Below are 12,281 nucleotides of genomic sequence, written 5' to 3'. Positions count from 1 at the left end.
CATAGAACCCAGAAGAGGTGCGCCATGAGTCAGCTGCTCGAACCCTATACCCTGCGCCAATTGACCCTGCTCAACCGCATCGCGGTCTCGCCGATGTGCCAATACTCCAGCGACGACGGCCTGGCCAATGACTGGCACCTGGTGCATCTCGGCAGCCGAGCCGTGGGGGGCGCGGGGCTGATTTTCACCGAAGCCACCGCCGTGACTGCTGATGGGCGTATCACCGCCCAGGACCTGGGCCTGTGGAACGACGCCCAGATCGAGCCGCTGCGGCGTATCACGCGCTTTATCGCGGCCCAGGGCGCGGTGGCGGGTATTCAACTGGCCCATGCCGGGCGCAAGGCCAGCACCCATCGGCCCTGGATCGGCAAGCATGGCAGCGTCAAGCCGGAGGAGGGCGGGTGGGTGCCGGTGGGCCCTTCGCCGATTGCCTTCGACCCCAATCACACCCAGCCCAAGCAATTGGACGAAGGGCAGATCCAGCAAGTAATCGCCGACTTTGTCGCTGCCGCCAAGCGTGCCTTGACCGCAGGTTTTGAAGTGGTGGAAATCCATGCTGCCCATGGCTACCTGCTGCACCAGTTTCTCTCGCCCATCAGCAACCAGCGTCAGGACCACTACGGCGGCTCGTTCGAAAACCGCATTCGCCTGGTGCTGGAGGTGACCAAGGCCGTACGTGCGGCCTGGCCTCAGGAGTTGCCACTGTTTGTGCGGGTATCGGCTACCGACTGGGTCGAAGACGGATGGAACCCGGATGAAACCGTGGAATTGGCGCGCCGCCTGAAAGACTTGGGTGTTGACCTGATCGATGTGTCCTCCGGGGGCACCGCCGCCAATGCCGAGATCCCCACCGGCCCTGGCTACCAGACGCGCTTCGCCGAGCGCGTGCGCAAGGAGTCGGGCATCGCCACCGGCACGGTTGGCATGATTACCGAACCGGCCCAGGCCGAGCACATCCTGCGCACCTGCCAGGCCGACATCATCTTCCTGGCCCGTGAACTGCTGCGCGACCCGTACTGGCCGCTGCATGCCGACGATGACCTGGGCGGGCGCAAGGCTATCTGGCCGGCGCAGTACCAGCGGGCAACCCATCGGGACCAGCCGATTCATGAGTCGGATCTGCGCGATTGATCCCGCGCACAGTTAGGTCGAACCCACCCTGATACGGTGGGTTTTTTCTTGCGGTTGCCAGAACTCGCGTCCTGTATCGACCACGGCGTAAGCAAGCGCTGTAGGGTTTTATTACCGAGGCCATTTTTTTAAGTGAATACTCTAAAAAAATCCCACGTGCCACAAGATAGTTTCTAAGCTTAGGGTAAGCCTGGTTCCTAGCCCAGGGAGGTAGGCTGCTTGACCACGAAAGCGTTGTGCTTCGGGGGGAGTTTGGAAATGGGCACCAGGAGTATTTGACTGATATCAGGAGTAGTGGTCCATGGCCAAATCCTATGGCGTAGCGGGTGCAATGGCGTCTTTTCTGAGCCGCCGGATGTCATTGCGGGGTCGAAGGTTGAGTTCGGATGAAATGGAGTTGCTGGCCCAGTACCGGGCGCTGACCGAGAGTGATCAGGTGGCGATGCGGTATCTGATTGGCGCGATGAAAAGCGTATCGCGGTTCTAAGCCACCTGCGATCATTCCCACGCTGCGACGTGGGAATGATCAGGCGGTTAATTTCAGGTGTACTTGCGCTGCTCCGGTGCGGGCGGGAAGTACTGATACAGCCAGGTTTCGCTCAGGGTGCGGTCTTGGGTGCGAATAAACAGGCGCAGCTCCACCGGCTCCACACTGTCGCTGGTGGGGTACCAGTCGAACAGAATGCGATAGCCCTTGATGTTATCCAGCACCAGCACGCTGAAATCCTTCACCTCACCATGGGAGCAGGTCACCACCGGCTCGATGCCGGTGCCCGCTGGCAGGCGATCCAGCCCGCCGCCTTTGAAGTCTACGGCGAAACGCCGCGCCCACACCTTCGGGTAATGCTCGCCGGGTGCCCAGCCTTCGGTAAAACCACCCATGCCTGACCGGGTCGCGTCGACCTGCGCCAGCGGCGTGCTCACCGGTGGCAGTGCGCTCCAGTACAACTTGTAGCCATAGTTGAGCGAATCACCCGCGGCTACGGGCTTTTTCGGGGTCCAGAAGGCGACGATATTGTCCAGGGTTTCGCCGGTGGTGGGGATCTCCAGCAGGTCGATCGAGCCTTCGCCCCACGCGGTGGTCGGTTCAACCCACAGGCTTGGGCGCTTGCTGTACCAGTCGACGGTGTCCTGGTAGCTGGCGAACTCATGGTCGGTCTGCACAAGGCCGAAGCCTTTGGGGTCGGTGTCGGCGAACGCGTTGAATTGCAGCTTGGCCGGGTTGTTCAGCGGGCGGCAGATCCACTCGCCATTGCCGCGCCACATGGCCAGGCGGTCCGAATCGTGGATTTGCGGGTGGATGGTGTCGCACATGCGCCGCTCATGGGTGCCGCAGCTGAACATGCTGGTCATGGGGGCGATGCCCAATTGTTCGATGGCAGTGCGTGCATTGATGTGCGCGTCGATTGCCATCACCACCTGGTTGGCCTGGCAGTCGATATCGAAGCGGTAGGCGCCGGTGGCGCTTGGCGAGTCAAGCAGGGCGTAGACCACAAAGCGGGTGGCATTCTTGTCCGGAGTTTCGAACCAGAACTGCGTGAAGTCGGGGAATTCCTCGCGTTTTTTCGCGTAGGTATCAATCGCCAGGCCGCGGGCCGACAGGCCATATTGGCCGGTGGAGTCAACCGCGCGAAAGTAGCTGGCGCCGAGAAACGACAGCACGTCATGGCGGTCCAGCTCCGGCGCCTTGAACAGCTTGAAGCCGGAAAAACCCAGGTCGCCGGTCAGTTGCTGGGTGTCCACCGTGGTTTTTTCATAGTTGAACAGTGAAGGGCGGAAATGAACTTCGCGAGCCTCGCGGGTCTTGGGGTCGACACTGTGCATGCGCACCGGCGTCTTGAAGCCCATGCCGACATGGAAGAATTGCACGTCCAGTTGGCCGTTCAACTCTTTCCACAACGAATGGTTACCGTCGTAGCCAATGGCGTTGAAATTCTGCGGGGTCATGGTGGCCAGGGTTGGCGGCAGCACCTGCTTAGTGTCTTGATAGCCACGGGTGGCCAGTTGCTTGGCTTGCGCCTTGAGCGCTTCGAAATCGAACGCCACGGCCTCGCCGTCGGCGGCACGGTTCCCGGCCCAAGCCTGCGCGGCCAGCAGGCCGCTGGCCGACAAACCGGTGTAAGCCGCAATGGCCATGGATGCTTTGAGCAAATTCCTGCGGTGCATAGAGACAACCTGTCGTGAGCAAATCCCGCGCCGTTCCTGGCACGTAGCGGATCAGAAATAACGGTTCGGACATGCCTTCGGCCAAACGCAACGGACAATAAACAGACGCCGGATAGCTTAAGCGGTTCGATGAACAAGGCAAATTGATTGATGGCGGGATGATGGCCTTGCATATGCAACAAGACGTTTCCTGGTTGGCATACCCGCGTTACATCTGGAAGCACTCTAGATCGCGGCTTTTTGGCACTTCGTCTTACGCTGGGGGCCTATTGGTCCTATGAACCCAAGTGTCTGGAGGCTACGAATGAATACCCGCGGATTGCTCGATCAGTTGCTCAAGTCTGGCCAGGATATGTTGCAAAACAAGGCTGGCGGCCAACGCAAATCCAGCGACAAAAGCGCCCTTGGCGGTTTACTCGGCGGTAGCGGGCTGGGCAGCATGCTCCGCGGTGCCGGTGGCGGCGCCCTGGCGGCCGGAGCCATGGGCTTGCTGCTGGGCAACAAAAAAGCGCGCAAATTCGGCGGCAAGGCCCTGACCTACGGCGGCCTGGCCGCATTGGGTGTGATTGCCTATAAAGCCTACGGCAACTGGCAAGCCCAGCAAGCCAGCGCCCCCCAAGGCGAACCACAAACCATCGACCGCCTGCCTCCGGCCCAGGTTGAACAACACAGCCAGGGCATTCTCAAGGCACTGGTGGCCGCTGCAAAGGCAGACGGCCATGTGGATGACCGCGAGCGCGCGTTGATCGAAGGCGAATTCACCAAGCTGGACAACGACCAGGAACTGCAACACTGGCTGCACGCTGAACTCAACAAGCCCCTGGACCCCACCGACGTCGCCCGCGCCGCCAGCACCCCGGAAATGGCCGCCGAAATGTACATCGCCAGCGTAATGCTGGTGGATGAGGAAAATTTCATGGAAAAAGCCTACCTGGATGAACTGGCCCGCCAACTGAAACTTGAACCCGGCTTAAAGCTGGAGTTGGAAAAGCAAGTGCGGCTCAACGCATAAGTAAGGCTATCGACGCAGCTCTGCCCCGCTAACCACGATGCGAAGCGAGCCGCTCTTGATCTGCTTTTGATCTTGATCTTAGGCGCCCCGTCAAACCACGCTGGCCGGAATTCGACAGGGATTTGGGGGGTAAACCGGCAGGGATGCCGGTTTAGCCGCCCCGCGCCATGGACGGCGCGTGGCGGCGGCCTCCCAAATCCATGGCGGATTACGGGCACACCGAGCCTAAGCGAGGTGCCGAGTGGTGGGGCAAGAGCCCTTTTGGTTACTTTTGGCTGGGCCGGCATTCCGGGCTCTTTTCCAAAAGTGACCCGCTGTAAAAGCGGAACCAATAGCAACCGTTACCGCAGCAATGGATATGTACTCGGTCTGATCCAAGATCCGGTCGACTACAAGACCGCCATCGGGAGCAAGCCCCCCTCCCACATTTGAACTGCGGCCCATCAGTTGGATCTCCCTAGGCACACGTACCACCCATCCCACTTACGCATTCTGTGGATCCCCCCTCAAAAGCGTTGATAAACCCGAGCATCCGCTCAGCTATACTCCCCTCCATTTGAATGCCCCTGCGAGGAATTACTGTGAAGAACTGGACCCTGCGCCAAAGGATTTTGGCGAGCTTTGCGGTAATTATCGCCATCATGCTGCTGATGGTGGTGCTCTCCTATTCGCGCCTGCTCAAGATCGAAGCCAGCGAAAACTCCGTGCGCGACGACGCCGTGCCCGGCGTGTTTTTCAGTTCGATGATCCGCAGTGCCTGGGTCGACAGCTACCTGCAAACCCAGGAACTGGTCGGGATCCACGAAAACCAGGGCATTTCCGATGAAGACAAGCAGGACTACAAGTCATTCGAAGCGCGGCTTGAGCAGCACATGGCCAGTTACGCGGGCACGATCAATATCACCCAGGATCGCACCGAATTCGATGCCTTCGAAAAATTGCACCAGAACTACAACGCCATTCTTGCCCAGGTCCTGGCGGCTCATCAGAGCAACAACCCGGCCGAGGCGCTGAGGCTGTTCAACGAGCAACTGACCCCCGCCTGGACCGCAGGCCGCATGAAGCTCAACGACATCATCAATGAGAACAAACAGGTCGCCGACAATGCCACCGCTGCCATCGATGATGCCGTAGCAGCGGCAAAGGTCAGCATGGGCGTCTCGCTGCTGCTGGCGATTCTCGCCGCGGCGCTGTGCGGCCTGTTGCTGATGCGCGCGATCATGGCGCCGATGCAGCGTATCGTGCAGATCCTCGAAGTCATGCGTACCGGCGACCTGAGCAAGCGCCTGAACCTGGAGCGCAAAGACGAATTCAACGCGGTCGAAACCGGCTTCAACGACATGATGACCGAGCTGACTGCCCTGGTGTCCCAGGCGCAGCGTTCGTCGGTGCAGGTCACCACCTCGGTCACCGAGATCGCCGCGACCTCCAAGCAGCAACAGGCCACCGCCACGGAAACCGCAGCCACCACCACGGAAATCGGCGCCACCTCCCGCGAGATTGCGGCCACGTCCAAGGACCTGGTGCGTACCATGACCGAAGTGTCCACCGCCGCCGACCAGGCCTCGGTGGCCGCCGGTTCCGGCCAGCAGGGCCTGGCACGCATGGAAGAGACCATGCACTCGGTGATGGGCGCCGCCGACCTGGTCAACGCCAAGCTGGCGATCCTCAATGAGAAGGCCGGCAACATCAACCAGGTGGTGGTGACCATCGTCAAGGTGGCTGACCAGACCAACCTGTTGTCTCTCAATGCCGCCATCGAGGCGGAGAAAGCTGGTGAGTACGGTCGCGGCTTTGCCGTGGTGGCCACCGAAGTGCGCCGCCTGGCCGACCAGACTGCCGTGGCAACCTACGACATCGAGCAAATGGTGCGTGAGATCCAGTCAGCGGTGTCGGCGGGCGTGATGGGCATGGACAAGTTCTCCGAGGAAGTCCGCCGGGGTATGTTCGAAGTGCAGCAAGTGGGCGAGCAACTGTCGCAGATCATCCACCAGGTACAGGCCCTGGCGCCGCGGGTGTTGATGGTCAACGAAGGCATGCAGGCCCAGGCCACCGGCGCCGAACAGATCAACCACGCGCTGGTGCAATTGGGCGATGCCAGCAGCCAGACCGTCGAATCCCTGCGTCAGGCCAGCTTTGCCATTGATGAGCTGAGCCAGGTCGCGGTGGGTCTGCGCAGTGGCGTGTCGCGTTTCAAAGTCTGATGAGCGATCTCGCGGCTAAACGCGTCGCCATCCCGGCAGCGAAAACGGCGTTGTTCCTGGTGTTTCGCATCGGCAACGAACGCTTTGCCCTCAAGGCCACCGAAGTGGCGGAGGTGCTGCCGCGCCTGCCGCTCAAACCCATCGCCCATGCACCACTGTGGGTGGCGGGTATCTTTGCGCATCGCGGCGCGCTGGTGCCGGTAATCGATGTCAGTGCCCTGACGTTCGGCACCCCGGCCCAGGCTCGCACCAGCACGCGGCTGGTGCTGATCAACTACCAGCCGCAACCCTGGAGTGAAGCGCGTGGGCTGGGGCTGATCCTGGAGCAGGCCACCGATACCCTGCGTTGCGACCCCGCCGAGTTCCAGCCTTATGGCGTGGACAACCAGCAGGCGCCCTACCTGGGGCCGGTACGCGAGGATGCACAGGGCTTGATGCAGTGGATTGGCATTGCCGAGCTGCTGAGCGCTGAAGTACGCGCCTTGTTGTTTTGCGCCGAGTTGAGCCTATGAGCAGTGACCCGCGTTTTTCGGCGTTCTTGAAAGAACGCATCGGCCTGGACGTTGCCTCGGTGGGCGAGGCGATCATCGAGCGTGCGGTGCGCCAGCGCTGCCAAGCCTCCCAGGCGCAGTCGACGGAGGCCTACTGGCAGCTCCTGCAACATTCCCACGACGAGCAGCAGGCACTGATCGAAGCGGTGATCGTTCCCGAGACCTGGTTTTTCCGCTATCCCGAATCCTTCGCGACCTTGGCTCGCCTGGCCCTGCTGCGCCTGGCCGAGATCAAGCAGATGCGCGCGCTGCGCATCCTCAGCCTGCCGTGTTCGACTGGCGAAGAGCCCTATTCGATTGCCATGGCCTTGTTGGATGCGGGCCTGGCGCCCCATCAGTTCAAGGTTCAGGGGATGGACGTCAGCCCGCTGTCGGTGGAACGTGCCCGGCGCGGTGTGTACGGCAAGAACTCGTTTCGCGGGGCCGATCTCGAATTTCGCGACCGCCACTTCACAGAAGAAACGGGCGGTTACCGCATCGCCGACCGGGTGCGCGAGCAAGTGCGTCTGCAAGTGGGCAACTTGCTCGACCCGACACTGCTGGCCAACGAGCCGACCTACGATTTTGTGTTCTGCCGCAACCTATTGATCTACTTCGACCAGCCGACCCAGAAGCAAGTCTTTGATGTGCTCAAGGAACTGACTCATGTGGACGGTGTGCTGTTTATCGGCCCGGCCGAGGGCAGCCTGCTGGGGCGCCATGGCATGCGTTCGATTGGCGTGCCGCAATCCTTTGCCTTCAGTCGACACATAGAGCAGACCCCGCCGCCGGTATTCGTGCCGATGCCTGCGCCAGCACCGCAGCGCAGTGCAGCACCGATACCACTCAAGCCGCGTCCGTTCAGCACGGTCAGCACTCAGGTGCCGCCGGTCAAGGTGCCCCACACCGACGCAGGGGATTTGCTCGGCCAGATCGCGACCCTGGCCAATGAAGGCAAAAGTGCCGAGGCCCGGGCCGCCTGTGAGCGTTATTTAAGCAGCCACCCGCCGGTTGCCCAGGTGTTCTACTGGTTGGGGTTGCTCAGCGATGTGGCGGGCAGCGCCCTGGAAGCCCAGGGGTATTACCGAAAAGCCTTGTACCTGGAACCGCAGCATTCGCAGGCCTTGATGCATCTGGCTGCGTTGCTCGAGTCCCAGGGCGACAGTGCGGGAGCGCGCCGGCTACAAGCCCGCGCCGCTCGTAGCGAGCGAGCACACAGTGAGTCCGAACGATGAACAGCCCTGACGCGCTCGACACCGCAGGCCTGGACCTGACGCTGACCGATACCCAAGCCATCGATGACTGCTGGAACCGTATCGGCATTCATGGCGACAGGTCCTGCCCACTGCTGGACGAGCATATTCACTGCCGCAACTGCTCGGTGTATTCCGCCGCCGCCACGCGCCTGCTCGACCGCTATGCCCTGCAGCAGGATGATCAGCGCCCGCAGGCCGCCGCCGAAGCGGGTAGCGAGGTGGTCACCCGTTCGCTGTTGATGTTCCGCCTCGGTGAAGAATGGCTCGGTATCGCCACCCGCTGCCTGGTGGAAGTGGCGCCATTGCAACCGATCCACTCCTTGCCGCACCAGCGTTCCCGTGCGCTGCTGGGGGTGGCCAACGTGCGGGGTGCGCTGGTGGCGTGCCTGTCGCTGGTGGAACTGCTGGGCCTGGACAGCACCAGCAGCGTGCCCAGTGGCGGGCGGATCATGCCGCGCATGTTGATCATTGCCGCCCAGGACGGTCCGATCGTCGTGCCGGTGGATGAGGTGGATGGCATTCATGCCATCGATGAGCGCACCTTGAACGCGGCCTCGGCCTCCGGTACCCAGGCCAGCGCACGCTATACCCAAGGTGTGTTGCAGTTCAAAGGCCGCAGCCTGCGCTGGCTGGACGAAACGCAATTGTTGTCCGCCGTGACCCGGAGCCTCGCATGACCCCCGATCAGATGCGTGATGCCTCGCTGTTGGAGCTGTTCAGTCTGGAGGCCGATGCGCAAACCCAGGTATTGAGCGCCGGCCTGCTGGCCCTGGAGCGCAACCCGACGCAGGCGGATCAACTTGAAGCCTGTATGCGCGCCGCACATTCGCTCAAGGGCGCGGCGCGGATTGTTGGCGTGGATGCCGGGGTCAGCGTGGCCCACGTCATGGAGGACTGCCTGGTCAGCGCCCAGGAAGGTCGTCTGTACCTGCAACCGGAACATATCGATGCGTTGTTGCAAGGCACTGACCTGCTGATGCGTATCGCCACGCCAGGCAACAGCGTGGGGCCGTTGGATATCCAGGCGTACGTGGCGTTGATGGAGCGTCTGCTTGACCCGGCGCAGCCACCCGCTACGCCTGCGCCAAAAGCTGAGCCCGAGCCTGCTCCGGCGCCTATCGTTGAAGCATTGCCGCAAGAGCCAGAGGTTGCACCGCCCGTCAGCAGTGAGCCACCGCGTCAGAACAAGCGCATCACCGAGGGTGGCGAGCGCGTGCTGCGGGTCACCGCCGAGCGCTTGAACAGCCTGTTGGACCTGTCGAGCAAGTCCCTGGTGGAAACCCAGCGGCTCAAGCCTCACCTGGCCAGTATGCAACGCCTCAAGCGCATTCAAAGCAACAGCCTGCGCGCCCTCGATACCCTGGACGGTCACCTCAAGCACCTGGATTTGAATCTTGAGACTCAGGAAGCCCTGGCCGATACCCGCCGCTTGTTGAGCGAAGCTCAGGCACTGCTGGCGGATAAAAACGCGGAACTTGACGAGTACGCCTGGCAGGCAGGCCAGCGCGCCCAGGTGCTATACGACACCGCGCTGGCCTGCCGCATGCGACCGTTTGCCGACGTGCTGGCGGGGCAGGTGCGCATGGTGCGTGACCTCGGTCGCAGCCTGGGCAAGCAAGTGCGCCTGGAAATCGAAGGCGAAAAGACCCAGGTCGATCGAGACGTCCTGGAAAAACTTGAAGCACCGCTCACTCATTTACTGCGCAATGCTGTCGACCACGGCATCGAAACGCCCGAGCAGCGGCTGCTGGCAGGCAAACCGGCGGAAGGCCTGATCCGCCTGCGTGCGTCCCATCAAGCCGGGTTGCTGGTACTGGAATTGAGCGACGACGGCAACGGTGTCGACCTGGAGCGGCTGCGCGGCACCATTGTCGAACGTAATCTGTCGCCGGTGGAAACTGCCCTGCGCCTGAGCGAAGAGGAATTGCTGACGTTCCTGTTCCTGCCGGGGTTCAGCTTGCGCGACAAGGTCACCGAGGTGTCCGGTCGTGGCGTTGGCCTGGATGCGGTGCAGCACATGGTTCGCCAACTGCGTGGCGCGGTGGTACTGGAGCAGACGGCGGGGCAGGGCAGTCGCTTCCATCTGGAAGTGCCGTTGACCTTGTCGGTGGTGCGCAGCCTGGTGGTGGACGTGGGCGAAGAAGCCTATGCCTTCCCCCTGGCCCACATTGAACGCATGTGTGACCTGGCTCCCGACGACATTGTGCAACTGGAAGGCCGCCAGCATTTCTGGCACGAGGGCCGGCATGTGGGCCTGGTTGCCGCCAGCCAGTTGCTGCAGCGCCCACCGGGGCAGAGTCCTTCGCAAACCCTGAAAGTCGTGGTGATCCGCGAGCGCGATGCCGTGTACGGGATTGCCGTGGAGCGCTTTATCGGTGAACGCACCCTGGTGGTGTTGCCGCTGGATGATCGTCTGGGCAAGGTCCAGGATATTTCCGCAGGGGCCTTGCTCGATGACGGCTCGGTGGTGTTGATCGTCGATGTCGAAGACATGTTGCGTTCGGTGGATAAATTGCTCAACACCGGCCGCCTGGAACGTATCGCCCGGCGCAGCCAGCAGGCCACCGAAGCACCGCGCAAGCGCGTGCTGGTGGTAGACGACTCGCTGACCGTACGCGAGCTGCAACGCAAATTATTACTCAATCGTGGTTATGAAGTCGCTGTTGCGGTCGATGGCATGGATGGCTGGAACGCATTGCGCTCCGAGGACTTCGACCTGCTTATCACTGATATTGATATGCCTCGCATGGACGGTATTGAATTGGTCACACTTTTGCGTCGTGACAGTCGCCTGCAATCGTTGCCGGTGATGGTGGTTTCCTACAAGGATCGTGAAGAAGACCGACGTCGTGGACTCGACGCGGGCGCCGACTATTATTTAGCCAAAGCCAGTTTTCATGACGACGCCTTGCTCGACGCCGTGGTTGAACTGATTGGAGGCGCCCGGGCATGAGGATTGCGATCGTCAATGACATGCCCCTGGCGATAGAGGCCTTGCGCCGCGCCTTGAGCTTTGAGCCCGCCCACGAGGTGGTGTGGGTGGCCAGCAATGGCCTTGAAGCGGTGCGGCGCTGTGCTGAGCTGACCCCGGACCTGATCCTGATGGACCTGATCATGCCGGTGATGGATGGGGTGGAGGCTACCCGGCAGATCATGGCCGACACGCCTTGCCCTATCGTGATCGTCACTGTCGACCGCCAGGCCAACGTCAGCCGCGTATTCGAAGCCATGGGCCACGGAGCGCTGGATGTGGTGGATACCCCGGCGCTGGGCGTAGGCAACCCTAAGGATGCGGCGGCACCGCTATTGCGCAAGATCCTCAATATCGGTTGGTTGATCGGCCAGCGCGGCACGCGCGTGCGTGCCGAAACCCCACCGCAACGGGTCACCGGCAAGCGTCAACGGCTAGTGGCCATTGGTTCTTCAGCGGGTGGGCCGGCGGCCCTCGAGGTTCTGCTCAAGGGCTTGCCGCGGGATTTTCCCGCCGCCATCGTGCTGGTGCAGCATGTGGACCAGGTCTTCGCCGCCGGCATGGCCGAGTGGCTGAGCAGCGCCTCCGGCCTGCCCGTGCGCCTGGCCTGTGAGGGCGAGCCGCCCCAGGCCGGCGTGGTATTGCTGGCCGGCACCAACCACCATATTCGCTTGTTGAAAAATGGCACGCTAGCCTATACCGCAGAGCCGGTGAACGAGATTTACCGGCCCTCCATCGACGTGTTTTTCGAAAGCGTCGCCAGTTACTGGACCGGTGACGCCGTCGGCGTACTACTGACCGGCATGGGGCGCGACGGGGCTCAAGGCCTCAAGCTGATGCGCGAACAAGGATATTTGACCATCGCCCAGGATCAGCAGAGCTCGGCGGTGTACGGCATGCCCAAAGCGGCGGCGGCGATTGATGCTGCTGTTGAAATTCGCCCACTGGATAGAATTGCGCCCCGATTGCTGGAGGTCTTTGCAAAATGATCGAAAATCTCCCGCCGTGCTG

At 61.8% G+C, this 12,281-nt stretch carries 10 protein-coding genes; 9 read left to right on the top strand and 1 reads right to left on the bottom strand.

All coding sequences use genetic code 11. From position 1 onward, the window contains the following. Positions 1-24: 24 nt before the first annotated feature. Together JH25_RS18940 and JH25_RS18945 are read left to right on the top strand one after the other, a co-directional pair. Positions 25-1,131, top strand: coding sequence for an NADH:flavin oxidoreductase/NADH oxidase (locus tag JH25_RS18940; RefSeq protein WP_005785478.1), 1,107 nt, complete (start codon positions 25-27; stop codon positions 1,129-1,131). A gap of 301 nt (positions 1,132-1,432) precedes the next feature. Beyond that, positions 1,433-1,618, top strand: a complete 186-nt coding sequence (locus JH25_RS18945; RefSeq protein ID WP_005785481.1) for a hypothetical protein — start codon at positions 1,433-1,435, stop codon at positions 1,616-1,618. A 53-nt stretch (positions 1,619-1,671) separates the two neighbouring features. Here the strand turns inward: JH25_RS18945 and JH25_RS18950 are convergent, their stop codons facing one another. Beyond that, positions 1,672-3,297, bottom strand: a complete 1,626-nt coding sequence (locus JH25_RS18950; RefSeq protein WP_032877493.1) for a glucan biosynthesis protein D — start codon at positions 3,295-3,297, stop codon at positions 1,672-1,674. A gap of 304 nt (positions 3,298-3,601) precedes the next feature. On the opposite strand from JH25_RS18950, the gene JH25_RS18955 reads away from it, so the two are divergent. The 7 genes from JH25_RS18955 (at position 3,602) to JH25_RS18985 (ending at position 12,259) form a co-directional block, all read left to right on the top strand. After that, positions 3,602-4,309: a tellurite resistance TerB family protein gene (locus JH25_RS18955; protein ID WP_032877492.1), complete on the top strand. Its 708-nt coding sequence runs from the start codon at positions 3,602-3,604 to the stop codon at positions 4,307-4,309. Positions 4,310-4,890: 581 nt separating this feature from the next. Further along, a complete protein-coding gene (locus tag JH25_RS18960) occupies positions 4,891-6,513 on the top strand; it encodes a methyl-accepting chemotaxis protein (RefSeq protein ID WP_032877491.1) in 1,623 nt (540 codons plus the stop codon). After that, on the top strand, positions 6,513-7,025 hold the full coding sequence (locus JH25_RS18965; protein ID WP_032877490.1) for a chemotaxis protein CheW: 513 nt from the start codon (positions 6,513-6,515) through the stop codon (positions 7,023-7,025). The genes JH25_RS18960 and JH25_RS18965 overlap by 1 nt, the downstream gene beginning before the upstream one ends. Continuing rightward, complete coding sequence (locus JH25_RS18970) at positions 7,022-8,278, top strand: CheR family methyltransferase (RefSeq protein ID WP_032877489.1); 1,257 nt, start codon at positions 7,022-7,024, stop codon at positions 8,276-8,278. Before JH25_RS18965 ends, JH25_RS18970 begins: the two co-directional genes overlap by 4 nt. Then, positions 8,275-8,976, top strand: a complete 702-nt coding sequence (locus JH25_RS18975) for a chemotaxis protein CheW (protein WP_032877488.1) — start codon at positions 8,275-8,277, stop codon at positions 8,974-8,976. The genes JH25_RS18970 and JH25_RS18975 overlap by 4 nt, the downstream gene beginning before the upstream one ends. Beyond that, positions 8,973-11,252, top strand: coding sequence for a hybrid sensor histidine kinase/response regulator (locus tag JH25_RS18980; RefSeq protein WP_032877487.1), 2,280 nt, complete (start codon positions 8,973-8,975; stop codon positions 11,250-11,252). The genes JH25_RS18975 and JH25_RS18980 overlap by 4 nt, the downstream gene beginning before the upstream one ends. Continuing rightward, entirely contained in the window at positions 11,249-12,259 is a 1,011-nt protein-coding gene (locus JH25_RS18985) for a chemotaxis response regulator protein-glutamate methylesterase (RefSeq protein ID WP_032877486.1), read from the top strand. Before JH25_RS18980 ends, JH25_RS18985 begins: the two co-directional genes overlap by 4 nt. Positions 12,260-12,281: the final 22 nt, after the last annotated feature.

This window comes from Pseudomonas sp. BRG-100 (assembly GCF_000737955.1).
GTDB lineage: Bacteria > Pseudomonadota > Gammaproteobacteria > Pseudomonadales > Pseudomonadaceae > Aquipseudomonas > Aquipseudomonas synxantha_A.
The sequence above is the reverse complement of the archived record's forward strand: the minus strand, read 5'-3'. Positions and strand labels throughout refer to the sequence as shown.